The sequence below is a fragment of the Kutzneria viridogrisea DSM 43870 genome (assembly GCF_000525635.1).
Classification (GTDB): domain Bacteria; phylum Actinomycetota; class Actinomycetes; order Mycobacteriales; family Pseudonocardiaceae; genus Kutzneria; species Kutzneria viridogrisea.
Genome location: NZ_CP007155.1, coordinates 7,012,847 through 7,039,363, shown reverse-complemented (window position 1 = coordinate 7,039,363; position 26,517 = coordinate 7,012,847). Strand labels below are relative to the sequence as shown.

The following is a 26,517-nucleotide window of genomic DNA, read 5'->3' as shown; positions in this document are numbered from 1 at the left end:
GGTTGGCCATGGTCGACCGGGATCCCGTTGTCGTCGTGCACACCGCGATCGCGGACGCGCTGGGCCTGGAGCCCGAGGAGGTCAGCGGTCCCGCCACGCTGATCAACGACCTCGGCGCCGAGTCCATCGACCTGCTGGACATCCTGTTCCGGCTGGAGCGCGGCCTCCAGGTCAAGATCGAGGCCGCCGAGCTCGCCGAGTACGTGCAGGGCGGCATCCCGGACGAGGAGTTCGGCGACGAGAGCGAGATCGTCACGGCGGCGGGGCTGGCGCAGCTCAAGCTGGTGATGCCGCAGATCGACACGGCCGCGCTGGTGGGCAGGCTCAAGGCCGACCAGGTGATGGGCCTGTTCACCGTGGACAACCTCGTGCGACTCGTGCTGGCCAGGCTCTCGGCCGAGGTGGTGCGGTGAACTTCCACCTGGTCGACCGGATCGACCTGATCGAGCCGAGGCGGCGGGTGCTCGCGTGCAAGCTCACCTCGTTCGCCGAGCAGTACTGGCGCGACGACGGCCGCGGCGTGGAGATGCCGCCCGCGCTGGTCCTGGAGGCCCTGTGCCAGGCGGGGAACTGGCTGGTGCTGGCCTCCACCGGGCTGTCCCGCAGCGCGGCGCTGCTGTCGGTGGACCGCACCAGGTTCGGCGCTCCGGTGCGGCCCGGCGACGTCCTGGTGCTGGACGGGGTAGTCGAGTCCTTCGGCGCCGACACCGCCGCCATCTCCGGCACGGTCCGGGTGGACGGCCAGGAGGTGCTGGCCGCCGACACGATCCTGTGCGCGCTGATCCCCAGCGAGGAGTTGGACGATCCGGCCGCGCTGGGGTGCCGCCTCGAAGCGCTGACCGGTGGTGCCCGGTGAGGCGCGTGGCGATCACCGGCGTGGGCGCGGTCACCCCGCTGGGGCTGACGGCGGAGTCCACTTGGGACGGACTGCGGGCGGGCCGGTGCGGGATCACCGGGTTGGACACGTTCGACGCGCGGACCTTCCCGGTGCGGATCGCCGGTCAGGTAAGAGGATTCGACCCGGAGTCGGCGATCCCCGCCGACCACTCGCGGCGGCACCTTTCGCGTGCCGCCCAGTTCGGGGTCGCCGCGGCGTACCAGGCCCTGGACGACGCTGGCGCCGACTGGTGGCTGGTGCCGCCGCACCGGCGAGGTGCCGCGGTCGGTGCGACGGTGGGGCGGCCGGAGTTGCAGGACCTGGTCGACATGTCGCACCGGCTGGCCACCGCTGGGGAGTTGCCGAGGCAGGCGCCAGGCGAGGTGTTGCGCAGGGAACAGAACCTTGGCGTGCGCTCCATCGCGCTCGCTGGGGACTGCCGTGGGCCGGTGCTCAGTCTCAGCACGGCTTGCGCAGGTGCCGGGCACGCCATCGGCGAGGCATATCGGTCCATTCAGGACGGTGACTGCGACCTGGCGCTGGCGGGCGGGTTCGACGCGCTCACCACGTGGATGGACGTACTGGGCTTCACCCTGCTCGGGGCGCTGAGCCCGGACGGGTGCCGACCGTTCGACGCGACCCGCTCGGGCTTCGTGCTCGGTGAGGGCGCGGTGCTCGTCGTGCTGGAGGAATGGGACACCGCCCAGGACCGTGGCGCACGTGTGCACGGCGAACTCGTCGGCTACGGCAGCTCGCTCAACGCGTACCGGCTCACCGACTCCCCGCCGGACGGCGGCGGTGCGATCAGTGCGATGAGCAGCGTGCTGGCCGAGGCCGGGCTCGCCCCGTCGGAGATCGACTACATCGCGGCGCACGGCACCGGGACGCGGGGTAACGACCTGAGCGAAACCGTTGCCATCAAGCAGGTGTTCGGCCGGACGCGGGTGCCGGTCAGCTCGCCGAAGTCGATGACCGGGCACCTCACCTCGGCGGCTGCCGGGGTCAACCTGTTGGCTGCGCTGGGCGCGATCCGGACTGGGATGCTGCCGCCGACGATCAACCTGCACACCCCGGACCCGCGCCTGGACCTGGACCACGTGCCGCTGCGCGCAAGGCCGCACCCGGTGCGAGCCGCGCTGGTCAACGCCTTCGCCTTCGGTGGCAGCAACGCGTGCCTGGCCGTGCGGCGGGCCGCATGACCCCGGTGGACAAGGTGATCGCGCTGGACCCCGGGGAGCACGCCATGGCCGTGCGCAACGTGGCGTCCACATTGGACGTGTTCCGCTCGCACTTCCCGCGCCGCCCCGTCCTGCCCGGGGTGCTGATCCTGGACGACATGGTGGCCGTGGCCAGGCTGGCGCTCGGCGAGGTGGACGGCCGGTGGACGCTGGTGCGGGCGGATCGCCTGCGCTACCGGCACTTCGTGCGACCGGGGCAGGCCATGGGCATCCGGGTGGACGTGGTCGGCATCGCCGGGGACACGGCTACCTGCCGCGCCGCGGTGTCGGTCGGCGACCGGGTGGTCACGACGGCGGACGCGCTCGTCCTGCGCCGGGAGGTGCGATGAGAGCCGTTGCGGTGACGGGGATCGGGCTGCTGACCCCGCTGGGCCTTGGCACCGCCGAGACCTGGAAGCGGCTGCTGGCCGGTGACTCGGCGATCGGCCCGATCCGCTCGTACGACCCGAGCCCGTTCCACTGCCAGCTCGGAGCGGAGATCGCCGAGTTCGATCCGGAGCGGTTCGCCAGTCCTCGCCTGCTGCGCACGACCACCCGCAACGACCAGTTGGCCATCGCCGGTGCGGTGCTGGCCGTCGAGGATTCCGGTGTCGACACCACTGCGGTCGACCTCGATCGGTTCGCGGTGTTCGTGGGCGGTGCGAAGGAGATCTCGCGGCCCGAGGACCTGATGACCGCCAGCCTGTCGGCACGGCGCGAGGACGGCACGGCCGACCACGGACTGCTCGGACGCAACGCGCGCTCGGCCTTCTCGCCGAGGTTCTACCTCGAAGGGCTCCAGTCGGCCTCGCTGTTCTACCTGTCCTCGATCTTCGGAGCGCGCGGGCCAAGCACGTACTTCCACGGCACGGCCGACGCCAGCGCGTGGGCGGTCGCCCGCGCGTACCGGTCCATCGCGCGCGGTGAGTCCGACCTGGCGATCGCCGGTGGCGCCGACGACGCCGTGTCCTGGTGGTCAATGTCCAAGATGGACGGTCTCGGCCTGCTCGCCTCGAACGGCGAGTTCCGTCCGTACGACGTGCGGCGCAGCGGGACCGTACTGGGGGAAGGTGCGGCGTTCCTCGTGCTGGAGTCCGAGGAGTCGGCCCGGCGGCGAGGCGCACACGTCTACGCCACGGTGCGGGCGGCCAGCACGACCTTCGACCCGCACGGGTTGGCCACCCCCGACCCGACTGGCGCCCCGTTGGCCGACGCCCTGCGCCGCGTGGCGGATCCGTCCGAAGTGGACTACGTGGCCACGCACGGCTCGGGCACGCCGCTCGGCGACGTCAGCGAGGCGCGGGCGCTGCGCGAGGTTTTCGGCGAAACGGGGTACTGCGCCAGCAGCGTCAAGCCCGCTACCGGTCACCTCACGGCCGCAGCCGGTGCGCTGAACGCGGCGGTGTGCGCGCTGGCGGTCGACGCCTCGGCGGTGCCGCCGCTGCTCAACCTGGAGCGTGTCGACGTGGACTGCGCCGCGCCATGGGTCCTCGGCCAGGCAAGGGAGTTGCGGGTGCGCACGGCGGTCGCACTCGCGCGCGGCCTGCTGGGGCAGCAGGTCGCCGTCGTACTCGGTCGGGCAGCACAGAGGAGCAGGACATGACGATCGCCGTGGTGGGCACCGGGGCCGTGACGGCACTCGGCCCCAGCGCCCAGGATCTGTGGCAGGGCGCGCGCTCCGGGCGCGTGGCCATCGGCCCGGTCCGCGGGCTGCCCATGCAGGAGTACCGCACGCGGGTCGCGGGTGAGGTGGCCGAGATCCCGTTCAGCGGCACAGGATGTCGCGACCGCGCACTGGAACTGGCCATCGCGGCGGCGCACGAGGCGCTCGGTGAGCTGCCTCGGTCCGTCCCGCCCGAGCGCTGCGGCGTCGTGCTGGGGACCTGCAACGCCGGGGTGATCAGCGCCTGGCAGTGGCTCAAGGCCACGGTGTCCAGCGAGCACGTGGACCCGCGTCTGGTGGCGGGCAGCACCCCACAGGCGCTCGCCGAGGCGCTCGCGGTCCACTTCGGCTTCCAGGGCCCGGTGCTCGCCGTGAACACCGCCTGCGCCTCGGGCACCAACGCGATCGGCCTCGCCGCCGACCTGATTCGCCTGGGGCGGGCCGACTTCGTGCTCGCCGGTGGCACGGACGGGCTGTCCGAGGTGGCGTTCGCCGGGTTCGACGCGCTCGGCTCGCTCTCCGAACAGGCCGCCGCCCCGTACTGCGGCAGCAGGTCCGGCCTGTCCCTTGGCGAGGGCAGCGGCATGGTGGCCCTGGCCAGTCCCGTGCTGGCCCAGGACGCCAGATGGCCGGTGCTCGCCGAGGTGCTGGCCTACGGGCTGTCCGCCGACGGCTACCACGTGACGGCGCCGCGTCCGGACGGATCCGTTGCCGCACAAGCGATGCGTTCCGCCCTCGCCCGAGCGGGCGCCCGCACCTCGAAGGTGGGGTACGTCAACGGGCACGGCACGGGCACCGGCAGGAACGACAGCGCCGAGACCAAGGCGATCCGGCTGGCGTTCGGCGCCCACGCGGACCAGTTGCTGGTGAGTAGCACCAAGTCGGTGATCGGCCACCTGCTCGGCGCGGCCGGGGCGGTGGAGGCGATCGTCACCGTGCGGGCACTGGCCGAGGGCGTGGCCCCGCCGACCGCGGGCTACACCCGGCACGACCCGGACTGCGACCTGGACTACGTCGCCGGTGACGCGCGGCGGTTCGAGGCCGACCTCGCCGTGTCGAACAGCTTTGCCTTCGCTGGCGCCAATGCCTCGGTCGTGCTGGCGAAGCCGGGCAGTTGGCGGGTCCCCGAACCCACAGCCGACCGCGTGGTGATCACCGGCATGTCGGTGATCACGCCTGCTGGCAACGAGATCGAGTCCGCGTGGCAGGCGCTGCGCCGCGGAGTTCCCGTCCGGTGCGGGGTGCGGGTCGACCCCGATCCGCACCTGGACCGCCGTGCACGCCGCAGGATGGACCGGCTCGCCGTGTTCAGCGTGATCACCGCGGCCAGGGCCCTCGCCAGTGCGGGGATCACTGACCCGGAGTCCGCCGGGATCGTGTTCGGCACCGGCAACGGGCCCATGGAGGCCATGGCGGACTTCGCCCTGCCGCTGCTCGCCGAGGGCCGGTCCGCCGCGAACCCCGGCGTGTTCCCCAACACCGTCTACAACCAGGCCGCCGGGCAGGTCGCCAAGCACCTGGGCCTGCGCGGGCCGACCAGTACCCTGTCGGTCGGTCACGCCACAGGCGCCGCGGCGATCAGCTACGCCGCCGACCTGGTGGCGACCGGCCACAGCGACACGCTGCTCGTCACCGTCACCGACACGGTGTCCGCCGAGGTCGTGCAGGCCTACGCGGACAACGGTCTGCCGCCGACCTGCCTGCTCGCGGAGGGCAGCGTCACACTGGTTCTGGAGCGACGATCCACGGCGCTGGCCCGCGGTGCCACGGTCCTGGCGGAACTGCTCGGGTCCGGCACGGCCTTCGACGGCAGGCCGAGGCGTCCCTGGGACCCGCGCGGTACCGGTCTGGAGCGGGCCATGCACAACGCCATGGCCGACGGGGACAGCAAGCCGGAGGAGATCGACACCTTGTGGCTCAACGCCTGCGGGCTGGCGTGGGCGGACCGCGCCGAGCAGCGGGCGGTGCACCGCGTGTTCACCGAGCAGCCCACCACGTACGAGCCGAAGCGCGTGCTCGGTGAGCCAGCAGGGGTCGGCGGGGCGCTGAGCACGGCGCTGGCCGTGCACGGGTTGGCGGGCGGGACCGCGCTGGTGAACAGCTCCTCACTGGGTGGGACCCACGTGAGCCTGCTGCTGGGAGCGGACCGATGACCGCGCTGGCGGGCCAGGTCGCGCTGGTCACGGGCGGCTCGCGGGGCATCGGCGCGGCCGTGTGCCGGGCGCTGGCCGCCGACGGGGCCGCGGTGGCCGTCAACTACCGAACGTCCGAAGTGGACGCTCACAAGGTCGTCGACGAGATCGTGGCGGAGGGCGGCCGGGCGCTGGCCTTCGGCGCGGACGTGGCCGACGCCGAGGCGGTGCGGGCCATGACCCGCCGCGTGCTGGACGAGCTCGGCGGACTGGACGTGCTGGTCAATAACGCCGGTGTGGCAAGGGACGGCCTGCTGCACACGATGGCCCCGGAGGACTGGATCCCGGTGATGCACACCAACTTCGGCGGGGTCTTCAACTGCACCACCAGCGTGCTGCCGCACTTCATGGCCAAGGGCTCCGGCGTGATCGTCAACGTGTCCTCGGTGCTGGGGGAGCGGGGCTGGGTCGGCACGGCCAACTACGCCGCGTCCAAGGGAGCGATCAACGCCTTCACCCTCAGCTGCGCCGTGGAGCACGCCCGGTTCGGGGTGCGGGTCAACGCGGTGCTGCCGGGCTTCACGCCCACCGACCTGGTCGGTGATCTCGCCGGGGGTGAGGCCGCGCGGGGGATCCGGCGCCAGGTCCCGATGCGGGCACTGGCCGGGGTCGAGCAGGTGGCCAAGGCCGTGCGCTTCCTCAGCGGCCCCGAGTCGGACTACCTGACCGGCGCGCTCGTGCCGGTGGACGGCGGCGCCACGGCCGCGCTGGGCCTGGGCAGGCCGCGGTGACCGACTACGACGCCGTGGTGGTCGGTAGCGGGCTCGGCGGCTTGACGGCAGCAGCTTTCCTTGCCAGGGCGGGACTTCAGGTGCTGGTGGTGGAGCAGGGCGACGGCCCCGGCGGGTACGCGCACGCCTTCACCCGCGAGGGCCGGTACTTCGACCCGGCGATCCACGTGGTGCCGGGCGCCAACGAGGGCGGCACGATCGACACCGTGCTGCGGCACCTGGACGTGCGGGACCGTTGCCAGTTCGTGGAATCCGACCTGCTGTACCGGGCGGTGGTCGGCACGCACCGGTTGGACGCGCCGTTCGGAGCTGAGGCGTTCATCGAGTCGCATGTGCGGGCCTTTCCCCACCAGGCGACGGGAATCCGCGAGTTCTTCCGGCTCTGCGAACGGTTTCTGGCCGAGGCGCACCAGGTCCCGCTCAAGCTCTCGCTGCGTGAACTCGGTGAGGCGGTGGAACGGTTCCCGGTGCTGTTCGCGCACCGTTCGGCCACACTGGCACAGGTCGTCAACCGGTACATCACCGACCCGGCCTGCGCCGCCGTGTGCACCGCGAGTTGGCCGTACATGGGATTGCCGCCCTCGCTGCTGTCCTTCGAACTGTTCGCCCGCTTCCTGTTCACCCAGATGCACGGTCTGTACCACTGCGTCGGCGGCTTCCAGCGACTGGTCGACGCGTTCACCGCGGCGATCACTCGCGACGGCGGCAAGCTCGTCTACGGCAAGGCGGTGCAACGGGTTCTGCTCGAACAGGAACGGGTCGCCGGTGTCGTGCTCGATGGCGGTGAGGTCGTTCGCGCGCCGGTCGTCGTGTCCAATGCGGACGCTCGGCAGACCTTCCGGCACATGGTGGGCCTGGAACACCTGCCCACGCGGTTCGTGCGCCGACTGAACTCGCTGCAACCCTCCCTGTCGATGTTCGTGCTCTACCTGGCCACCACCAACGACTTGACCGGTGGCACACACGAGACCTTCGTCTTCGACAGCACCGACCACGACAGCACCTTCCGCGCCTTCGAACGCGGCCAGGCCCCGGCCACCGTCGTGGCCGCCCCGACCCTGCTCGATCCTTCCCTTGCCCCGCAAGGCGAACACCTGATCACTTCGACCGCGCTGGCGCCCTTCGAACCGGGCACGCCGTGGCCGCAACTGCGCCCCGTGCTGACCGAGCGGTACCTGGACCTGGTGGAGCGGGTCTACCCGGGAACCCGCGAGGGGCTGACCTTCGTGTCCAGCTCGACCCCGCTGACCTTGCGGCGGTACACCGGCAACGACCGCGGGGCCGCGTACGGCTGGGAGAACACGCCCAAGCAGGCCGGGAGCAAGAGGTTGAGCTACCAGACGCCGATCCCCGGACTCTACCTGGCCGGGCACTGGGCGCAGGCGGCCAGCGCGCTGCGCGTGATCGTCTCCGGCGGGCACGCCGCGCAACAGGTGCTGCGTGACGCCGGGCGGACCGAGTGTGGACCCGAGTTGTGAGAGGACACGACATGCAGGACCTGGGCCAGCGGGCTCGGTGGATCACCGACCAGCTGTTCAACCTCGGCAACCTCGATGCGGCGCGGACCTGTGCGCCGGACTTCCTCGGGCACCTGCCGGACTATCCCGACGCCCACGGCCCGGACGGGCTCGCCGAATTCGTGCGCGGGCTGCGCACCTCGTTCCCGGACTTCGGGCACAAGGTGCACGTCAGCGTCTGGGAGGGCGACCAGGTCTTCCTGCGCTCCAGCCTGACCGGCACCCAGCGCGGCGAGTTCCTCGGCATACCGCCGACCAACCTGCCCGTGCTGATGTCGGAGATGCTCTGGCTGCGCTTCGACGCCGACGGGCGGCTCGCCGAGCTGTGGCGGGAGACCAACCCGGTGGCCGCCCTGGACCAGATCGGCGTGGTGCCGCCGGACGGGGTGGGCCCGGCGGGCCGGTTCGGGCACACCCTGAAGACCGTGGCCAGGCTGGCGGCACTGACCGCTCGGCAACAGCTCGCACAGCGGAGGTCGGCATGAGCCAGGAGCAGTTCTTCCGGGAGCGGGTGATCGAGTTCGTGAACCGCTCGTGGAGCGTGGCCGATCCTGCCGCGCTGGACACGCTGGGGGAGCTGGTGGCACCCGGCGTGCGGTTCACCATCGGCAGCCGGGCGGAGGTGAGCACGCTGGCGCAGTTCCAGGCCCTGGTGCGGCAGATCAAGGTTGGGCAGCCGGACCTGGACTACCGGATGGTGGACATGGTGGTGCAGGGCAACCTGATCGCGTACCGGCTGATCGTCACCGGCACGCACCTTGGCATGTTCGCGGGGGTCTACCCGCCCACCGGCAGGAGGCTCACGCTCAGCGCGATGGTGCAGGTCCGCCTGGACGAGCAGGGGTGCCTGGTCGAGGCGTGGCAGGAGGGCGACTTCCTCGGCGTCCTGGCACAGGTCGGCGCCATCCCGCCCACCGGGACCGGACCGCTGGGCCAGGTGCTGCACTCGGCGCGCACCTCCTGGCGCCTGGCCAGGGCGGGCCGGTGACCCGGCTCGCGCCCGGTCCGCGCGGGCTGCCGCTGCTCGGGTCGGGGCCTGACCTGGTCCGCGACCTGGTGGGCACCTTCACCCGCGGCTGGCGTGAGCACGGTGACGTGGTGCGGTTCCGAGTGCCGGGCAAGGAGCTGTTCCTGCTGGTGGACCCGGAGCACGTCAAGCACGTGCTCGCCGACAACCAGCCGATCTACCCCAAGGACCCGCAGTCGGTGGGCAAGTTCGAGGAGTTCGTGGGCCAGGGCCTGTTCACCTCCAACGGGGAGTTCCACTTCCGGCACCGCAGGCTGGCCCAACCGGCCTTCCAGGGCACGCGCATCGCCGGGTTCGCCCCGGACATGGTCGCCGCCGCCGAGGACCTGGTGCGGGACTGGCGGCCGCTGGCCTGGAAAGAGTCCACAGTGGACATCGTGCCGGAGATGATGCGACTCGCGCTGACCATCGTGATGCGCACCCTGTTCAGCACCGACGTGTCCGCGCAGGCCGGGCACATCGCCGCCGCCGTGCGCACCTGCAACGCCTACACGAACCTGCGCCTACAGCGGTTCGTGGAGCTGCCCCGGATCGGTCCGAGCCGCCGCCGCAGGGAGTTCGCCGCCGCCCGCGCCCGGCTCGACGAGTTCGTCTACGCCCTGGTGGCCCGGCGCCGCGCCCAGGGCACCGACTCCTCTCGGGACCTGCTCTCGCTCTACCTGGCCGCCCGCGACGAGCAGAGCGGCTACCGGATGAGTGACCGCCAGCTGCGCGACGAGGTCGTCACGATCTTCCTCGGCGGTTACGAGACGACCGCGCTGTCACTGGTGTGGACGTTCTGGCTGCTGGCCAGGCACCCCGATGTCGAGCGGCGGGTCCGCGCCGAGCTGGAGCACGTGCTGGGCGGCCACGAGCCGACGGCCGCCGACCTGCCCCGCCTGGAGTACCTGCGCGCGGTCTACGCCGAGGCACTGCGGCTCTACCCTCCTGTGTGGACGTTGTCCCGGACCCCGTTGCGGGAGGACGTGATCGGTGGCTACCGGGTGCCACGCGGCGCGCAGGTGTTCATCAGCCCGTACCTGGTGCACCGGCACCCTGGGCACTGGCCGGACGCCGAGCGCTTCGACCCGGACCGGTTCCTGGGCAAGCGGCCCGGCGGCTGGGCCTACCTGCCGTTCGCGCGCGGCCCACGCGTGTGCCCCGGCTCGTCCATCGCCTGGCTGGAGGGCCCGCTGGTGCTGGCCACGATCCTGCGCAGCTACCGGCTGACCGTGCCGCCGACGCATCAGGTCCGGCCCAGGTCCAACGTGTTCCTCTACCCCAGCGGAGGCATGCCCATGCGGATCGAGGAGGTCGAGCCGTGACCCTGCCACCCGGCCCACGTGGTCACTTCCTGCTCGGCTCGGCGCTGGGCTTCCGCCGCGACCCGCTGGGCACCTTCGAGCGGGCCTGGCGCGAGCACGGCCGCCTGGTCCGGTTCCGCGGTCCGGTCGAGGTCTACCTGGTCACCGACCCGGCACACCTGGAGCGGATCCTGGTGTCCAATGTGGACAACTACCCGCACCCCGCCGACTTCGACCGCAAGGTGGGGGCCTTCGTGGGCCGTTCGCTGGTCACGACGAACGGTACCGAGTGGGAGCGGCGCCGCGCTGCCGTGGAGCCCGCGTTCCGCCGTGAGCCGCTGCTGGGGTACGGGCAGGTCGTCACCGAGCGCAGCACCGCCATGCTGGACCGCTGGCAGGCCGCGCGCGGGCCGTTCGACCTCGGCGCGGAGATGCGCGTGCTCACCCTGGACGTGTTGGCGCGCAGCCTGTTCGACGCCGAGTGGTCGGAGCAGGCGCCCGAACTGGCCGAGGCCGTTCGCGTGGGCATGGAGTACCTCAACCAGGAGCTGATCTCCGTGCTGAGCCTGCCCGAGTGGCTGCCGACCCCGCGCAACCTGCGCCTGCGCAAGGCCCGTGCCCGCCTGGACCGTTCTGTGTACGCGCTGATCGCAGAGCGGCGCCGTACCGGAGGCAGCGACCTGCTGTCCATGCTGCTGTCCACTTCGGACAAAGAGGTTCGGGACCACGTGGTGTCGATGTTCGTGGCCGGTCACGTGACCGTGGCCGCCACACTCACCTGGGCGTTCACCGCGCTGTCGCGGGAAGTTGAGGTGGTGGAGCGGATCCGCGCTGAACTGTCCGAAGTGGTCGGTTCACGGCCGCCCACTGGCGCTGATCTTCCGCACCTGAGGTACCTGCGCATGGTGGTGCAGGAGGTGTTGCGGCTGTACCCACCGCTGTGGCAGGTGCCGCGCACGCCGGTCCGTGCCGACGAACTCGGCGGCCACCGCATCCCGGCCGGGTCGTTCCTGCTGTTGAACACGTACCTGGCGCACCGTGATCCGGAGTACTGGGAGCGACCCGAGCGCTTCGAGCCGGAGCGGTTCGAGCGCGGCCGGTCCGCGCGACGGCCGCGCTTCGCGTACCTGCCCTACCTCGGTGGCCCCCGGTCCTGTGTCGGGCTGGCCCTGGCGAACCTGGAGCTGACCTTGGTGCTTGCCGCTGTCCTGCAACGGTTCTCGGTGGACGTGCCCGGTCCGGTGCGGCCGAGCCCGGACCTGGTGCTGGAGCCCCGCGACGTGCTGGCCTCGGTCCGGTGAGGGCGCACGTCATCGGCACGGGCGCCCACCTGCCCGGTGAGCCGATCGAGACCGCGCTGATCGAGGAACTGGCCGGGCCGCTGCCCGCCGAGGTACTGGACGGCCTGTCCGTGGACCGGCGGCACTGGATGATCGACCCGCGCACCGGTGAACACCTGGACAGCAACTCCGGCATGGCACACCGGGCAGCGCTGCGTGCGCTGGAGTCGTGCGGGGTCGAACCCGGCGAGGTCGATCTGCTCGTACTGTCCACCGGAACGCCCGACTACCCGTTGCCGCAGGTGGTCAACCTCGTGCAGGAACGCCTCGGGCTGCGGCGCTGCGCCACACTGGAACTGCGCTCCGGCGGGGCGGGGGTGGTGCAGGGCATGGACATCGCACGGATGTACCTGGAGCGCGGCGTGCACCGGACCGCCCTGGTGATCGGCAGCGAGGCCATCTCGCCGGTACTCGCTCCGGTCTACCTGGGCACCGAGCCGGAACGGATCCGCATGCGCGACCGGATGCCGATTTACATGTTCGGTGACGGCGCCGGAGCTGTTGTGCTGCGCGCCAGCGAGGAGCCGGGCGGCGTGCTCGGCGCCGCCATGTCGGCGATCGGCGGGGACCGGCCGCCGGGCATCCAGTCGATCGGTGGCGGGACCCACGCGCCGCTCCGCGCGCAGCAGGCGGCTCGGCGCCTGGTGGAGTTGAAGGTCGACGTGGTCGGCGCTGGGCAGTTCACGCCCGCGATGGTGGTCGAGGCGATCTCCGAGACGTTGGCGAGCTGCGGTGTCGCCGTGGACGACGTGGACGCGTGTGTCCTACCTGAGGGCAACGTGGGCTGGCTGCTCGATTCGCTGCACGCGGCCGGGCTGGACACCCCGCAGTGGCAGGCCCTGGACGGCCGGATCGTGGACAGCCTGCGCACCATGGGCGCCGTCGGCAGCGCAGCGGTCCCACTGTTCCTGGACGAGGCCGTGCGGAGCGGGCGGATCAGTGCCGGGGACCGCGTCATGCTGGTGGGAATCGAAAGCACGAAGTGGATCTACGCGGGGCTGGTGTTTGACGCGAGGTGAGGGGGTGGGGGGTTCTTTGGCGAGGTGAGTTCCGGGCTGGGGTGGGCGAGTCCCGGTCTCCGGCAAGCGAGTCCCGGGCTGAGGGGCGTGAGTCCCGTGTGAGGTGGGTGAGTCCCGGTGTGTGGGGTGCGAGTCCCGGTGTGAGGAGGGCGAGTTCCGGCGTCTGGGGTGCGAGTCCCGGCGTGAGAGGCGTGAGGCCTGGTGAGGAGAGGGTGCGGCCTGGCTTCTGCCGAGTGTTGGCGTTTGCGGGGTGCACACGGGGTGTGTCGGGGTTGGGGGTGTGGGGTTGGTTTGGTGCGGGTCCCTCGCGGCGGCCGTAATCGGGGTAGTCGGGGCGTGGAGGACGCCCCGATTTCGCCAGCCAGCGTAAGGCCGCCGCTACCCGCACAAAACCAACCCCGGGTTGGTGAGGGGCGTGCGGGGGTTGGTGGAGGGCGGCACGCGGGGGTTGGTGGTGCGGCACGTGGGAGTTGCGGTGCGTGTCGGACGTTGAGGGGTGGTGTGTTGGACGTTGGGGTGCGGCGTGTTCGGCGTTGCGGTGCGGTGTGTTGGACGTTGTGGTGCGGCGTGTTCGGCGTTGAGGGGTGGTGTGTTGGACGCTGCGGGGTGGTGTGTCGGCGGCTGCGGTGCGGCGTGCTGGAGGTTCTGGGGCGGCGTGCTGGAGGTTCTGGGGTGATGTGTTGGACGTTGGGGTGCGGTGTGTTCGGCGTTGCGGGGTGGTGTAGCGGACGTTGGGGTGCGGCGTGTTCGGCGTTGCGGTGTGTTGGAGGTTGGGGTGCGGAGTGTCGGCGGCTGCGGGGCGGCGTGTCCCGCTGACCGGAGCGCGAGTCCCGTTCTGGGGTGGGTGAGTCCCGGTGTGAGGAGCGCGAGTCCCGTTCTCGGTGGGTGAGTCCCGGGCTGGGGAGGGCGAGTCCCGTTCTCCAGCAAGCGAGTCCCGGGCTGAGGGGCGTGAGTCACGGTGTCTGGAGCGTGAGTCCCGGTGTAGGAGGGCGAGCTCCGTTCTGGGATGGGTGAGTCCTGGGCCCCGGTGTGGGGTCTCGTCGACTGGCCAGGGTTGGGTTTGTGGTGCGGTCACCCACATGGGTAGGCATTGGCATGCAACGGTTTTGAGGTGGATTGGGGAGTAGAATTGTTGGTATGGCAGCGTTTGTGGACACCCCTAGCGTCACGGAGTTGTGGCGGTGGGGTGACGCGGAGCTGTTGGGGGCTATGCAGGAGGCGGAGGGTCGGCTTCGGCGGGAGTACGCGGGGTTGCTCGCGATGATCGCGGAGGCGGACGCGCGGGGTGTGGCGGAGCGGGTGGGGTATCCGAGCCTGAGTGAACTGTTGCGGAGCGTTCTGCTTGTGAGTAAGCGGGAGGCGAAGCAGAGGATTGTGCATGCGGGTGTTCCGGTGCCGGTTCCACTTGAGCCGGAGCAGTTGTCGGTGATCGACCGGGTGCTGCGGGAGTTGCCGCCACGCGTGGATCAGACCGAGCGCGGGCACGCCGTGGAGGTCCTGGCAGCAGCGGCCCAGTCGCTGGACGCCTCCAACCTGGTGCCGCTGGGCCGGGAGATCGTCAACCGGCTGGACCCCGACGGGGCGCTACCGGGTGAGGACGAACTCGCCCATCCCCGACGCGAGTTCCGGTACGACACACGGCGGGACGGGTCAGTACGGTTCCAGGGGTGCTTGGACGCGGAGACCGGCGCACTGCTGGGGGCAGTCCTCAGCCCGCTGGCGAAACCACACAACGCCCACGACACTCGCAGCCTCACGGAACGGCAAGGGGATGCGTTCGCGGAACTGCTGGAGACTAGCACTACGCCGACGGAGGGCGGGGAACGGCCCCACATCGCGGTGACCGTGCCGTACGAGACCCTGCGAACAGGGCTCGGCACCACCGAACTCGCCCCATCGGCGATCCGCCGACTGGCCTGTGATGCGAAGGTGATCCCAGTGGTACTGGGTAGCAACTCCGAACCGCTCGACATCGGGCGGATCAGCTACACCGTGCCGCCCCACCTCCGACGAGCACTGATCGTCAGGGACCAGCACTGCGCATTCCCGGGGTGCAGGCGGCGGCCGAGCACTTGCCACGCACACCACATCGTCCACTGGGCGAATGGTGGAGCGACCGCACTGTCCAATCTGGTGCTGTTGTGCGGGATGCACCACAGGCTCGTCCACCACAGTGCCTGGACAATCCACCTGGTCAACGGCAGACCGGAGTTCACTCCGCCGAGCTGGCTCAGGCGAGGGCGGAGTCCCGGTTGGTGCTCCGACCAGAGCGCATGATCGCCACCTGCTGTGCAAGGCAGCGTGGGGCGCTGGTGGCTGCGGCGACCGCCGTTACAGTACGTGCCGCATCAGGAAGTGGACGCGGCACGTCAACGAACGGGCCTGGGCGCAGACCGCGGTGCGAGCGCTCGGACAGGGGGCCGGATGTCCCAGGTCAGGGGCCGGGTTCTTGATCACTGCCACGTCCGGCACGGCTCCCAAGCTGTGGTTATCGGTGGAACCCGTAACGCCAGGCGGTTCAAACCGATGCTGATCAATGCGTCAAATGAGGTGGTGACGTGGCGAGTACGTGGTTTCCATGGAGTCCGGGAGACCTCCCGACCAGGATTGATCTCATGGAAGCGGCGGTCGTAGCGCGAGAGAGGGAATGCGTGAAGTCACGTGTCACCTGCTTGTGGATCACTTCTCCGGACGGTAGGAAGTGGACCCACGAGCTGGCCGGGGGGCGCACGAGGATCGGCAGGGCCACCAGGGACGGGGCACCGGAAGTCGCACTGGAGCCCGACGAGCAACGCCTGGTCAGCAGGGTGCACTGCGTGCTGGACCACCGCGACGGCTGCTGGACGCTGACCGACAACGCCTCCGCGAACGGCACCCTGCTGCGCCGCAACGGGGAGGTGACGAGGGTGCTGGGCAGCGCCGAACTGCGGCACGGGGACTCCGTGCTGATCCTGGGCGACATCAGCGAGGACGGCAAGCCCGGCTACTGGAAGCTGAAGTTCGACGACCCGTTCCGCACCCAGGTCGCGCCCACGGACATGCCGCAGCCCACCGCCGAGGCCGCGCCGCACCTGACCTACGACTGGATCCAGTTCAAGGTCTTCCGGGTGACCGGGGCCGAGCGGGTCGAGGTCACGGGCCTGTCCCCGCAGGCGCACAAGCTGATCCGGTACATGGCCGAGCTGAGCAGGCTCAACAACGGCTCCGCCGTGGCCTGCCCGCACAACGAGCTGATCCAGATGATGTGGGGCAGACCCGAGGAGTGGCCGCCGGGACGCGCCTACGACGAGACCAACCTGCGCAACATCGTCAACGCCGCGCGCAAGCGGATCGAGCCGGACCCGGCCAACCCGGTGCTGCTGCAGACCGAGCGCAACATCGGCTACCGCTTGATCATCAGGGCATCGGGGGCGCCGTGACCGAGCTTGCGAGTCAACCACTGAGCACAGCGTTCGCCAGCGAGGTGCGGGGATGAGCCTGCTGGAGATCGGCCAGAAGATCAGTCGCAACTACACGGTGGAGCGTTTCCTGGGGCAGGGCGCCTTCGCCGAGGTCTACCGGGTCAAGCACCGCTACCTGGGCCGACAGGCGATGAAGGTGTTCAAGCGGATCGGCACCGTCGAGGAGATCGAGGCGATGCTTGGCGAGGCGATCCTGCTCTCCAAGATCGGCCACCCCAACATCGTGCGCGTGTTCGAGGCCGACACCGTGACCACCTCGGCGGGGCAGTGCGGGTTCTTCACCATGGAGTACGTGGCCGGCGGCAACCTGCACCGGTTCCTGACCTCGCACTACTCGGGTTTCGTTCCGGTGGAGGTGGCGGTGCGCATCCTCAGCCAGATCTGCGAGGGCCTGGCCGTGGCGCACTCGGAGGACCCGCCCATCATCCACCGCGACGTGACCCCGCAGAACGTGCTGATCGGTGACGACACCAAGGGGCTGCGCGCCAGGGTCAGCGACTTCGGGCTGGCCAAGCGCACCGACCCGCTGACCCTGCTGGCCAGCACCAAGGGCACGCTGGCGTTCAAGGCGCCGGAGTCCCTGCGGGACCTGCGCAGCGACTCCTGCGCGGGCGACGTGTGGGCCATCGGCACCATCGCCTACCTGGTGCTGACGGGCAAGCTGCCCTACGAGGGGGCCGACGGGCCCGCCTCGTTCTTCGGGGCGCCGTTCCTGACCAAGCCGCAGCGGCCGCAGGAGATCAACCCCGAGATCGACGACGGGCTGGCCGAGATCGTGCTGCACGCCCTGGAACCAGACCCGGCCAAGCGCACCCCGCACGCGGGTGCGATGGCCGACGAGTTCTCCCAGTGGCGGCTCCTGCGTGGGCGGACCAAGCAGTCCGAGCGGGTGCACACCTTCTCGCGGGCGCCCGACCCGCAGGTCGTGCCGCTGGACGAGGCGCGCGGCAGGCAACTGGTCGGGCAGGCGCTGGAACTGGGGCGCCAGGGCAGCACCCTCACCGAGGCGATCGCTCTGCTGGAGCAGGCGTTCCGCGCCTGGCCCGCGCTGCGTGCCGAACACGAGCGGCGGTTGTGGTTGTGGCGCAAGGGCATCGTGAGCTGAGCAGAGGAGCACGGGGGATACCGATGAATCCGACGGATTCCGCACTGGACGAAGCCCTGCGGCCACTGGCGGGCGTGAACCTGTACCGCGCCAACATCTTCCGGATCAGCGGCCTGCCGACCTCGGCCACCGCGGCGCAGGTCAACAGCAGGCGGCGGGAGGCCACCATGCTGGCCAAGCTGGGCACCGCCGCGCCCCCGCCGCGCGCGGGCGAGCTGCCGCTGCCGAGCCCGCCGGACGAGGAGGCGCTGCGGGCAGCCTTCGAGGCGCTGCGCGATCCGGTGACGAGATTCGTGCACGAGGTGCTGTGGCTGTGGGGCGGGGAGAAGGCGGCCGCGCACGACGAGGCGATCCGCGCGCACTGCACGGCGCTGGAGGAGGAACGGCCGGGGGAGCCCAGGTCGCCGGCCGAGCTGGAGCGGCTGGACCAGTTGTGGCGGCAGGCGTTGAAGGCATGGGCCTCGGTGCTCTACGCCGCGCGGACCTGGGACCGGCCCAGACAGCGGGTACGGGAGATCGACGACCCCCGGTTGACCATCGGCACGCTGCGCAGACTGGAGGCCAGGTTGCCGCTGCACGTGGTGACCACCCTGGTTGAGCTCGCGGCCAGGACGGCGGAACTGGACAGCGAGGACGCGGCGGACCGCTACCTGGAACTGCTCGACGACTCCCCGTTCGGCGAGGACCTGGTCGAGAAGGCCGTGCTGGCGGTGTCCCGTACCGCCGAGGAGCGGGTGTTCGCGGCCTGCACCGCGGCGGAGAACATGGTCGTCTCCTCCTCGGAAAGCGGGCTGACCGCCGCCCGCACGCTCATCGACCGGGCCACGCCGCAACTGCGCGTGGTCTCCGCACTGCTGGGGCCGGACAACCCGGCCACCTCGGCGGTGCACGACGCGGTGGCCGCCGGGATCAACCAGTGCGCCGTGGCCTACTGGAACGCCAAGGACCAGCCCCCCGGGGTGGTGGCACTGCTCCGCGAGGCGCAGGACCTCGCCAGGGAGAGCACCACCAGCGCGCAGATCAGCCGCAACCTGAACACGTGCGGCTCGGAGTTCGTGCTGGTGCAGGTGCTCGACCTGTGCAAGGCGAAGGACGTGGACGGTGCCGCGGACCGCCTGCGCGCCTGGCGCGAGCGCACCACGGACCCCGAGCTGGACGCGCACCTCGGCACGCTCCTGGACGACCCGTTCGCGCTGCGCGGCCCGATCCAGTCGGCCCCGTTCACCGGCAACGTCTTCGGCATCGGCGTGACGGCAGTGGGACAGCGGGCCCGTGCCGCCGACGGCAGCTACATCGCCACCTACTGCTTCACGATCATCTTCCTGCTCATCCCGATGGCCGCCTACCACCGCGACGCCCGGTACGTCTACGCCAAGGTGCCGCTGAGCCGGTTCGCGCGCTGGTGGCGGGTGGCGATGCTGGTGCTGCTGCCGACCCTGTTCGCGCTGGTCTTCCTGAGCGGCACCGCCGCGCTGTGGGTCGGCGCGCTGGCCGGGATCACCGCCGGGGTCGCGCTGCTGGCCAGGCAGAAGGTGTTGTCCGACTGGGTGGCCGAACGGTCCGCGATGGAAGAGGTGTGAACCCCGTGCTGACCAGTTTGCTCGAACGGGTGCGCCAGCGGCGCTTCCCACCCGAGTTCCGCATCGCGCAGGTGCTGGCGCCACTGCCGGTACCGCCGCAACCACCACCCGTGCCACGGCCCGAGCAGTCCGGGGACTTCTCCGACGCCGCACTGGCCGACCTGGCCACCAACCTGTGGCGCACGGTGCGCAAGATCGCGCCGGAGGGCCAGGAGGACCTGCCCCGCGCGCAGCGGCAGGCCGCACGCCACCTGCGCGCGATGAGCGAGGTGCTGGCCGAGTCCGGGGTCAGCGTGCAGGACCACGACGGACTGGCCTACGACCCCGGGCTGACCCTCGACGTGCTCGCGTACGAGGAACGGCCCGGGGTGACCAGGGAGGTCGTCGTGGAGACGATCCGCCCCTCCGTGTACCGCTCCGGCCGCACCATCCAGATCGGGCAAGTGATCGTCGCCCAACCCGAACGAGGGGGAGAGCAGTGAGCCGTCAGACCGTCGACTTCGGCATCGACCTGGGCACCACCACCAGCGCCATCGCGGTGAGCACCGGTGCGGGCGCGGAGGTGGTGCGGGATGCGGCCACGCAGCGGGACTTCACCCCCTCCGCGGTCTACGTCAGCAAGAACTCCAAGGTGTTCGTCGGGGACAAGGGCCGCGAGCGGGCCGAGTCCGACCCGGACAACGCCTGCGTGGAGTTCAAGCTGCAGATGGGCATGCGCGGCACGCACAAGCACTTCGCCGCCGCTGGCCGGGACATGAGCCCGGAGGAGCTGTCCGCGGAGGTGCTCAAGTCCCTGCGCGGCAACGTGCAGCAGGCCACCGGTGAGGCCATCTCCGCCTCGGTGATCACCGTGCCCGCGGCCTTCGAGCTGGACCAGTGCGACGCCACCCGCCGGGCCGCCGCGCTGGCCGGGCTGGAGTTCGCCCCGCTGTTGCAGGAGCCCACGGCCGCGGCCTGGGCCTACAGCGTGCACCACAAGCCCGAGCGCGGGTTCTGGCTGGTCTACGACTTCGGCGGCGGCACCTTCGACGCCGCGGTGGTCAGCTTCCGGGACGGGGAGTTCGTCGTGGTCAACCACGAGGGCGACAACTTCCTGGGCGGCAAGCTGATCGACTGGGCACTGGTGGAGCAGGTGCTGATCCCCGCCGCCCGCGAGGAGTACGGGCTGACCGGGCTCAGCAGGGGCGACGCGCGCTGGCGGGGCACCGTGGCCAAGCTCAAGCAGGCCGCGGAGAACGCCAAGATCCACCTGTCCACGGCGCAGACCGTGGAGGTGGACGTGCAGCTGGACCCGCCGGGCGGGGAGCGGGTCGACTTCACCTGGGAGCTCACCAGGGCCGACGTGGAGCGGGCGTCCATGCCGCTGTACCGCAGTTCCATCGAGCTGTGCCGCCGGGCGCTCACGGAGAAGGGCCTGGCACCCGGGGACATCGAGCGGGTGCTGCTGGTCGGCGGCACCACCATCGCCCCCGGCCTGCGCGCGCTGGTCGCCGACCCGACCGAGGGCCTGGGCATCCCGGTGGACCACAGCCTGGACCCGGTCACCGTGGTCGCCAAGGGGGCCGCGATCTTCGCAAGCACCCAGCGCGTACCGCACGGCACGCACGTGGCCGCGCCCGGCGAGGTCGTGCTGGAGATGGAGCACGAGCCGGTCGGCCAGGACCTGGAACCCCTTGCGGGCGGCCGGTTGCGCGCCGAGGCCGCGCGGGACTGGTCGGGCTGGACGATCGAGTTCGTCAACGAGCAGGCGCAGCCCGTGTGGCGCAGCGGCCAGGTCGCGGTCAGCGGCGAGGGCACCTTCGCCACCCGGCTCGCCGCGGTGCACGCCGCCACCAGCGCCTACCAGGTGCTGCTGCGCGACCAGCACGGCACGCAGGTGCCCACGGTGCCCGCGACCGTGGAGTACCGGCACAGCGTCGGCCCGCTGGGAACGTCCACAGTGCTCAGTCACTCGGTGGGTGTCTGGCTGGAGGGCAACGAGGTGCAGTGGTTGCTGCGCAAGGGAACCGAGCTGCCCGCCAGCAAGCAGATCGTGCTGCACTCCACTGTGGACGTACGGCGCAACACCCGCAGCGGCCTGATCCGCGTGCCGATCGTGGAGGGCGAGCGGTCCAGGGCCGACCGCAACACGCTGATCGGGCGGCTGGACATCCGCGCCGACGAGGTCAAGCGGGACGTGCCCGCGGGCAGCGAGGTGGAGGTGCACCTGCGCATCGACCGCAGCTTCACCCCGCGCGCCGACGCCTACGTGCCGCTGCTGGACGCGGAGTTCGACATCCAGGTGGAACTGGGCCGCTCGGCGGCGCCGGACGTGGCCGAACTGCGCGAGGAGGCACGGGAACTGGTGCAGCGGCACGGTGACCTGCGCGCCAGGGCCACCCAGTTCGGTGCGACCGACGCGGGCGCGCTGCTGGACCGGTTCGACCGCGCGGGCGTGCTCAAGGAGGTGCAGGGCATGGTCGCCGCGCTGGAGGTGGACCTGGACGCCGTGCAGACCTGCCAGGTGCGCCTGCGCGACGCCCAGAACCAGCTCGACGAGGTGGAGGAGGCGCTGGTCCTGCCCGAGATGATCAGCCACGCCCGTGCGCTGGTGCAGCAGGTGCGGGAGATGGCCAAGGACTGGGGCGAGCCGGGGGACCAGCGGGACCTGACCGCGGCGGCATCCTCCGTGGAGGACGCCATCGCGGCGGGGGACCGCAGCGTGCTGCAACGCCAGATGGAGGTGGTGCGCGGCATCGGCCTGCGCATCCTGCGCGACACCGGGCGGCTGGACGCGGTGATCTTCGGGCAGCGCGAGGCCCAGCTCAGCGGCAGCAGCGACCCGCAGGTGCAGCGGGTGCTGGCCGAGGGGCGGCTGGCGCTGGACTCCGGGGACGGGGCCCGGCTGCGCCAGGTCAACCGGCAGCTGGACGCGTTGCTGCCCGAGGACGAGACCACCGCTGACGTGTTCGGCATGAAGAGCACCGTGACCATGGGAGATCGGCGTTGACCATCACCGAGGCCGCCTCGTTCGCCCGCAGGGGGCGTTACACCGAGGCGAGTGCCGTGCTCGCCGGGCTCGGGGGCCTGGGCAGCACCGATCCCCGGGTGCTCGACCTGCTCGCCAGGGTGTACGCCCAGCAGGGCGATCTGGTCGCCGCCGACGAGTGCTGGGCCGCCGTGCAGCGGTTGGACGGGGACCACTCCGCCGCCGACGCGGGCCGCAGGCGCATCGCCGAGCTGCGGTCGCGGCGGCACCGGTCCGGCACGGCGCGGACCGTCGGGCTGGTGGCGCTGGCCGGGGTCGTTGGCGTGCTCGCCGGGGTGGCGCTGCGCCCGGGGGCCGACCCCGACTTGGCCGCGCAGCTGCACCGCGTGCAGGACGGGCAGCAGGCGCTGACCGGCAAGGTCAGCGACCTGTCCGCCAAGCTCAGCCAGGAGTCGACCCACCGCGAGCAGTTGCTCGCCGAGGTCCGCGCCGCGCTGTCCGGCGGCCCGGTCTCGGCGAGCGAGGGGCACGGCGGGGTCGAACTGTCCTTCTCCGAGGGCCTGTTCTCCGCGCTGGACCGGCTCTCGCCGGCGGGCCGCGCGGCCCTGACCGAGCTCGCGGGGCGGCTCAAGAAGTACTGCGCCGAGCTGAGTGTGCAGATCGTCGGGCACACCGAGAACGCGCTGGTCTCGCCGGACAGCGGGTTCGTGGACAACACCGACCTCGCGCTGCGCCGGGCCCGGGTCGCCGCCGAGCAGTTGGCCGAGGCCACCGGCCTGCCCGCGTCCGCCTTCCAACTCGGTGCGGGTGGCGCGGTCTTCGACCAGACCAAGCCCGGCGCCGACCCCGCCCGCAACCGCACGGTCACCCTGCTGCTGCACCCCGCGTAGCAGGCCGTTTCGCGCAGACGGCCGCTGTGGCCCATACCGGAACGCAGGCATGATCACAGGTATGGGCAGGTGAGAGGGGCTCTACGTGGGGTGGTTGGACGCGGTTCAGGTCAGGCAGGCACGCACCGAGGACCTGGGTGCACTGGTCGAGGCGCTGGGCGAGGAGGACTTCTTCGCCGACCGCCTGGCCAGACAGCGGGCCGGTCGCGGGATCCAGCTCACGGCCTGGCTGCGCGGCACGCCGATCGGCGGGGTGTACCTGTGGTGGGACCCCGCCGAGGAACCCGAGGTCCGTCGACACCTGTCCGGCGTGCCGCTGCTCAACCACGTGGAGGTGTGCGCGCGGCACCGCAACCGCGGGGTCGGTACCAGACTGGTGCTCACCAGTGAGCGGCTGCTGCGGGAGCGCGGGTTCGACCGGGTGGCGCTGGCGGTGCGCATCGACAACCCGGACGCGGGCAGGCTGTACCAGCGGCTCGGCTACCAGGTGTGGCCCCACCCGCCGGTGATCTGCCGCTACGAGGTGAAACTGCCCGACGGGACTCGCAAGCAGTGCTCGGAGACCTGCGACATGCTGGTCAAGCCGCTGTGCTGACCACGTGTGCCAGGCCCAGTTCGGCCAGCGCCTTGTCCAGGTCGGTGTCGGTGCCCTGGGCGTCCAGGTGCCGGCGCCACAGGTCCCGGTCGCGCTGCCAGGCCCGCAGGTAGGACACGCACAGCCCCGGTTCGATCAGCAGGCTGCGGCCCTGCGCCGCCTTCAGCGCCGCGATCATGCGAGCCCGTTCGTCCGTGGCCATCTCCACCGAGCTGAGACGGCCTGCCACCTCCGCGATGAACAGCCTGCGGTCGCGCAGGAACCCACGCCAGTAAGGGCGCGTGGCCCCGCGCAGGCCCTTGCCCGCGTCCAGCAGCCCGAACACGCCCTCGGCCAGGCAGTCGCCCAGTTCCTCCGAGCGGGCCCGCCTGGCGTCGCGGAACGGGTCGTAGGGCGCCTGCACCGCCAGCCCCGTGATCGCCGTGGGACGCAGCCGGTCCTCACCGAGCAGGAAGAACCAGTCCTCGTTGTAGATGTTGGGGAAGAACGAGGAGTAGGACTCGGTGCCCACCGCCAGCGCCCCGCCCCCGACGAAGGTGTCCTGCTGCCCGTTGACGGTGCGGAAGGCGTGGCACACCACGGAGTTGTCCGGGTAGCCGCCGTTGGCCAGCCCGACGCCCGCGTACCGGTCGAGCAGCCCGGCGGCGTCGGTGAGGTCCTCGGGCCTTGGCACGCTGATGTCGTCGTCGAGGAAGACCACCCGCTGCCAGCCGACGACCTTGGCCAGCAGCAGGCCCAGGTTGCGCTTGAGGCTGGTGTCGGTGCGCCGCTCGAACCGGGTGTTGCGCAGCATCAGGCAGGTCTGGAACTCCGGGACCAGCCCCGTGGGCAACTCGTCCACGTCGATGGCGAGCACGTCCACCCCGGCTGCCCCGGCCAGGGCCACGGTGTGCTGCGGGGAGGCGAGCTTGCTGCACAGTGCGACCAGGGTGCAGTCCAGTCGCGAGGCGAGGGCGATCGCCTTGCGCAGGTAGGCGGCGGGCCGTGCGGTGGGCACGATGATCGCGTCCACCTCGTGTTGCGTCGTGGGCTTGCCGGTGGCAAGCAGGTTGCGGTGGGAGCCCTGGTGGTGTGCCGAGTGCACGGTGGCCGTGGCCACGGGGGTGTTCACAGAATTGCTCCAGACCATTCCAGGAGGCGCGTCTCGGCGAGCGTCCAGTCCGGGGTGAGCGCCTTGCCACCCACGATGGTGACGCGGGTGATGATCCCGAAGGAGTCGGCGCCCGCGGAGTGCTCTCGCAGGTAGGCGTCGTTGCGGTCGCGGAACCGCGCGTCGGTCAGCGCACGCACCGCGCCCAGCGTGCCCCGCCCGAACATGCCGTTGCAGACGGTCACCGTGCGCTTGACGTTGAACGGGCTGCGACCGCGGTAGAACAGCGCCACGTCCTCGGTGAGCTGCCCGTTGCGGGACAGTTGCGGCGCGAACAGCGTCTGACTGCTCTCGCGGTTGATCTCGAAGCCGCCGACCGTCGAGTCCGCGTGCCTGTCCAGTTGCCGGACCGGCAGTTCGGCGCGTTCGATCAGGTCCTTGGTCACCACGTTCCAGTCCACCCCACCCAGCAACACCAGATGTGAGGTGTAGTCGTCCTGCTCCATTGCCTGTGCGGTGCGGAAGTTCACCTGGTTGTTCGGGTTGAAGGCACGCAGGTGGCCGTACAGCTCGATCAGCGCGTCCAGATCCGAGTAGGTGTACAGCTCCACGTAGTCCGGGCTGTCGGGGTCGGTGTAGGGCAACTGGCTGCGCAGTTCCTGCGGGAGCCGGGCGCACACGATCGTGATGACCTGGTCCTCGGGGAAGCGCAGCAGGCCGCCTCCGCTGGGCCCGACCGGGGCAACCGCTTCCGGTTGTTGCAGCGCGGCGGAGCGCAGGTCGGTCAGCTCGCGCAGCAGCGCCTCACGGGTGAGGCGTTCCTGCTCGGTGAGCTGGTCGGCGGACAGCACCCGGTAGGGCTGCTGGGCCAGTGACCGCCTGGTGGCGAAGAAGGTGGCGTAGGCCGTGAGCCGGGGGGCCGGCGGGGTCGTCGGCTTCGCGACGTTCTCCCAGGAGGAGATCAGCGCGACGCTCAGCGGCTTCTTGCCGCCCAACGCCTCGGCGAGCTGGAGCTGGGTGATCCCCTGACCAGACCAGTGCTCCTCGCGCAGCTCCCGGAGCCGTCGGGCCAGCGTCTGACGCGGGTTCTCCGAGGCCAACACGGTGCCGAAACCTCCAGTGAGTTTCAGTTGAATGAGCTGAATATGGATCGTACACGTGAACTCCCGGTTGCCACCAGGGGGCCACGACCCGGACGGCGTGCAGGTCGCGCCCGGTTTAGGCCACGCGCGCGTATTGCTACAGCCCAGTACGTAGCTTACAGTCGAATCGCAGCAAAAGTCGAGTCAACTTCACTGAAGTTACTGAAATTCAGGGCAAGAGGTATGTTGGGAGCTCGAGATGACAACACTGGCCGCGGTGCTGCCACTGCACCGAACCATCATGGCGGTGGACATCGAGGGATCCACCACGAGGACCAACCCGGTGCGCGCACGCAACCGCCAGCTGATGTACGAACTGGTCGAACAGGCCCTGCACCTGGGCGGGATCGCCGCCGAGCACCGCGACGAGTTCCACGACCTCGGCGACGGGGTGCTCGTGGTGATCCACCCCGTGCCGCAGGCGCCGAAGACGGTGCTGCTGAACACGGTGATCCCCACGCTGCGCGAGCTGCTCGCCGAGCATGCCGCGCGGCACCCCGAGCAGTCCTTGCGGCTGCGCGCGGCGGTGCACACCGGGGACGTGCACTACGACGCGCGGGGGTGCTACGGCGAGGACGTGGACATCACCTTCCGGCTGCTCAACTCGCAGAAGCTGAAGACGCTGCTGCGGCAGAGCAGTGACCCGCTCGTGCTGGTGGTCTCCCAGGACGTGCACCGCTCGGTGATCCGGCACGGCTACGAGGGCATCGACGACAGCGCGTTCGAGCCGCTGGTCAGCGTGCGCATCGCCGGGCAGCGCCAGCGCGGCTGGGTGCACGTGCCCAGCCAGCGGCTGCCCAACTGACCGCCACTGGGATAC

The 26,517-nt window shown here is 71.0% G+C and carries 24 protein-coding genes; 22 read left to right on the top strand and 2 right to left on the bottom strand.

Going from position 1 to position 26,517, the window contains the following annotated elements; all coding sequences use genetic code 11:
- The first annotated feature begins 8 nt into the window (after nt 1-8).
- The 21 genes from KALB_RS30820 (at nt 9) to KALB_RS30720 (ending at nt 23,465) form a co-directional block, all read left to right on the top strand.
- The gene (locus tag KALB_RS30820; protein ID WP_025359531.1) at nt 9-413 is read left to right on the top strand and encodes an acyl carrier protein; all 405 of its coding nucleotides are present in this window, start codon (nt 9-11) and stop codon (nt 411-413) included.
- Nucleotides 410-856 (top strand): hotdog family protein, encoded by a 447-nt coding sequence (locus KALB_RS30815; RefSeq protein ID WP_025359530.1) that lies wholly within the window; start codon nt 410-412, stop codon nt 854-856. The genes KALB_RS30820 and KALB_RS30815 overlap by 4 nt, the downstream gene beginning before the upstream one ends.
- Entirely contained in the window at nt 853-2,076 is a 1,224-nt protein-coding gene (locus KALB_RS30810; protein WP_025359529.1) for a beta-ketoacyl-[acyl-carrier-protein] synthase family protein, read from the top strand. Before KALB_RS30815 ends, KALB_RS30810 begins: the two co-directional genes overlap by 4 nt.
- Nucleotides 2,049-2,444 carry a 3-hydroxyacyl-ACP dehydratase FabZ family protein gene (locus KALB_RS30805; protein WP_025359528.1) on the top strand — a complete coding sequence of 132 codons (396 nt, stop codon included), beginning with the start codon at nt 2,049-2,051 and terminating at the stop codon, nt 2,442-2,444. Before KALB_RS30810 ends, KALB_RS30805 begins: the two co-directional genes overlap by 28 nt.
- Nucleotides 2,441-3,697 carry a beta-ketoacyl-[acyl-carrier-protein] synthase family protein gene (locus KALB_RS30800; RefSeq protein WP_030108280.1) on the top strand — a complete coding sequence of 419 codons (1,257 nt, stop codon included), beginning with the start codon at nt 2,441-2,443 and terminating at the stop codon, nt 3,695-3,697. Before KALB_RS30805 ends, KALB_RS30800 begins: the two co-directional genes overlap by 4 nt.
- Nucleotides 3,694-5,910: a beta-ketoacyl-[acyl-carrier-protein] synthase family protein gene (locus KALB_RS30795; RefSeq protein ID WP_025359526.1), complete on the top strand. Its 2,217-nt coding sequence runs from the start codon at nt 3,694-3,696 to the stop codon at nt 5,908-5,910. Before KALB_RS30800 ends, KALB_RS30795 begins: the two co-directional genes overlap by 4 nt.
- Nucleotides 5,907-6,680, top strand: coding sequence for a 3-oxoacyl-ACP reductase family protein (locus tag KALB_RS30790; protein WP_025359525.1), 774 nt, complete (start codon nt 5,907-5,909; stop codon nt 6,678-6,680). Before KALB_RS30795 ends, KALB_RS30790 begins: the two co-directional genes overlap by 4 nt.
- Nucleotides 6,677-8,158 (top strand): phytoene desaturase family protein, encoded by a 1,482-nt coding sequence (locus tag KALB_RS30785; RefSeq protein ID WP_081789617.1) that lies wholly within the window; start codon nt 6,677-6,679, stop codon nt 8,156-8,158. The genes KALB_RS30790 and KALB_RS30785 overlap by 4 nt, the downstream gene beginning before the upstream one ends.
- 11 nt (nt 8,159-8,169) lie before the next feature.
- Nucleotides 8,170-8,682 (top strand): ester cyclase, encoded by a 513-nt coding sequence (locus tag KALB_RS44430; protein WP_025359523.1) that lies wholly within the window; start codon nt 8,170-8,172, stop codon nt 8,680-8,682.
- Nucleotides 8,679-9,185, top strand: coding sequence for an ester cyclase (locus KALB_RS44425; RefSeq protein WP_025359522.1), 507 nt, complete (start codon nt 8,679-8,681; stop codon nt 9,183-9,185). Before KALB_RS44430 ends, KALB_RS44425 begins: the two co-directional genes overlap by 4 nt.
- Nucleotides 9,182-10,528 (top strand): cytochrome P450, encoded by a 1,347-nt coding sequence (locus KALB_RS30770; protein WP_025359521.1) that lies wholly within the window; start codon nt 9,182-9,184, stop codon nt 10,526-10,528. Before KALB_RS44425 ends, KALB_RS30770 begins: the two co-directional genes overlap by 4 nt.
- Complete coding sequence (locus tag KALB_RS30765) at nt 10,525-11,808, top strand: cytochrome P450 (RefSeq protein WP_025359520.1); 1,284 nt, start codon at nt 10,525-10,527, stop codon at nt 11,806-11,808. The genes KALB_RS30770 and KALB_RS30765 overlap by 4 nt, the downstream gene beginning before the upstream one ends.
- Nucleotides 11,805-12,866, top strand: a complete 1,062-nt coding sequence (locus KALB_RS30760; RefSeq protein ID WP_025359519.1) for a 3-oxoacyl-ACP synthase III family protein — start codon at nt 11,805-11,807, stop codon at nt 12,864-12,866. Before KALB_RS30765 ends, KALB_RS30760 begins: the two co-directional genes overlap by 4 nt.
- A 1,392-nt stretch (nt 12,867-14,258) precedes the next feature.
- Complete coding sequence (locus KALB_RS30755) at nt 14,259-15,143, top strand: HNH endonuclease signature motif containing protein (RefSeq protein WP_158510851.1); 885 nt, start codon at nt 14,259-14,261, stop codon at nt 15,141-15,143.
- Nucleotides 15,144-15,538: 395 nt separating this feature from the next.
- Nucleotides 15,539-16,285 carry an FHA domain-containing protein gene (locus tag KALB_RS30750; protein WP_158510850.1) on the top strand — a complete coding sequence of 249 codons (747 nt, stop codon included), beginning with the start codon at nt 15,539-15,541 and terminating at the stop codon, nt 16,283-16,285.
- Nucleotides 16,286-16,337: 52 nt separating this feature from the next.
- A complete protein-coding gene (locus tag KALB_RS30745; protein WP_025359516.1) occupies nt 16,338-17,432 on the top strand; it encodes a serine/threonine-protein kinase in 1,095 nt (364 codons plus the stop codon).
- A gap of 23 nt (nt 17,433-17,455) precedes the next feature.
- Entirely contained in the window at nt 17,456-19,012 is a 1,557-nt protein-coding gene (locus tag KALB_RS30740) for a hypothetical protein (RefSeq protein ID WP_025359515.1), read from the top strand.
- Between the two features lie 5 nt (nt 19,013-19,017).
- A complete protein-coding gene (locus KALB_RS47860; RefSeq protein WP_158510849.1) occupies nt 19,018-19,494 on the top strand; it encodes a hypothetical protein in 477 nt (158 codons plus the stop codon).
- Nucleotides 19,491-22,001, top strand: coding sequence for an Hsp70 family protein (locus KALB_RS47855; protein WP_025359514.1), 2,511 nt, complete (start codon nt 19,491-19,493; stop codon nt 21,999-22,001). The genes KALB_RS47860 and KALB_RS47855 overlap by 4 nt, the downstream gene beginning before the upstream one ends.
- The gene (locus tag KALB_RS30725; protein WP_025359513.1) at nt 21,998-22,870 is read left to right on the top strand and encodes an OmpA family protein; all 873 of its coding nucleotides are present in this window, start codon (nt 21,998-22,000) and stop codon (nt 22,868-22,870) included. The genes KALB_RS47855 and KALB_RS30725 overlap by 4 nt, the downstream gene beginning before the upstream one ends.
- Before the next feature lie 85 nt (nt 22,871-22,955).
- Nucleotides 22,956-23,465 carry a GNAT family N-acetyltransferase gene (locus tag KALB_RS30720; protein ID WP_025359512.1) on the top strand — a complete coding sequence of 170 codons (510 nt, stop codon included), beginning with the start codon at nt 22,956-22,958 and terminating at the stop codon, nt 23,463-23,465.
- Here KALB_RS30720 and KALB_RS30715 read toward each other — a convergent pair.
- On the bottom strand, nt 23,449-24,576 hold the full coding sequence (locus tag KALB_RS30715) for a hypothetical protein (RefSeq protein ID WP_025359511.1): 1,128 nt from the start codon (nt 24,574-24,576) through the stop codon (nt 23,449-23,451). The genes KALB_RS30720 and KALB_RS30715 overlap by 17 nt on opposite strands.
- Nucleotides 24,573-25,658: a helix-turn-helix domain-containing protein gene (locus KALB_RS30710; RefSeq protein WP_025359510.1), complete on the bottom strand. Its 1,086-nt coding sequence runs from the start codon at nt 25,656-25,658 to the stop codon at nt 24,573-24,575. Before KALB_RS30710 ends, KALB_RS30715 begins: the two co-directional genes overlap by 4 nt.
- Before the next feature lie 238 nt (nt 25,659-25,896).
- On the opposite strand from KALB_RS30710, the gene KALB_RS30705 reads away from it, so the two are divergent.
- On the top strand, nt 25,897-26,502 hold the full coding sequence (locus KALB_RS30705; protein ID WP_025359509.1) for a nucleotidyl cyclase domain-containing protein: 606 nt from the start codon (nt 25,897-25,899) through the stop codon (nt 26,500-26,502).
- Nucleotides 26,503-26,517: the final 15 nt, after the last annotated feature.

Excerpts from the sequence above, each read along its gene's own strand:
- KALB_RS30820 (WP_025359531.1), top strand. The coding sequence starts at position 9 with ATGGTCGACCGGGATCCCGTTGTCGTCGTGCACACCGCGATCGCGGAC.
- KALB_RS30800 (WP_030108280.1), top strand. The coding sequence starts at position 2,441 with ATGAGAGCCGTTGCGGTGACGGGGATCGGGCTGCTGACCCCGCTGGGC.
- KALB_RS30795 (WP_025359526.1), top strand. The coding sequence starts at position 3,694 with ATGACGATCGCCGTGGTGGGCACCGGGGCCGTGACGGCACTCGGCCCC.
- KALB_RS30790 (WP_025359525.1), top strand. The coding sequence starts at position 5,907 with ATGACCGCGCTGGCGGGCCAGGTCGCGCTGGTCACGGGCGGCTCGCGG.
- KALB_RS44430 (WP_025359523.1), top strand. The coding sequence starts at position 8,170 with ATGCAGGACCTGGGCCAGCGGGCTCGGTGGATCACCGACCAGCTGTTC.
- KALB_RS44425 (WP_025359522.1), top strand. The coding sequence starts at position 8,679 with ATGAGCCAGGAGCAGTTCTTCCGGGAGCGGGTGATCGAGTTCGTGAAC.
- KALB_RS30745 (WP_025359516.1), top strand. The coding sequence starts at position 16,338 with ATGAGCCTGCTGGAGATCGGCCAGAAGATCAGTCGCAACTACACGGTG.
- KALB_RS30740 (WP_025359515.1), top strand. The coding sequence starts at position 17,456 with ATGAATCCGACGGATTCCGCACTGGACGAAGCCCTGCGGCCACTGGCG.
- KALB_RS30705 (WP_025359509.1), top strand. The coding sequence starts at position 25,897 with ATGACAACACTGGCCGCGGTGCTGCCACTGCACCGAACCATCATGGCG.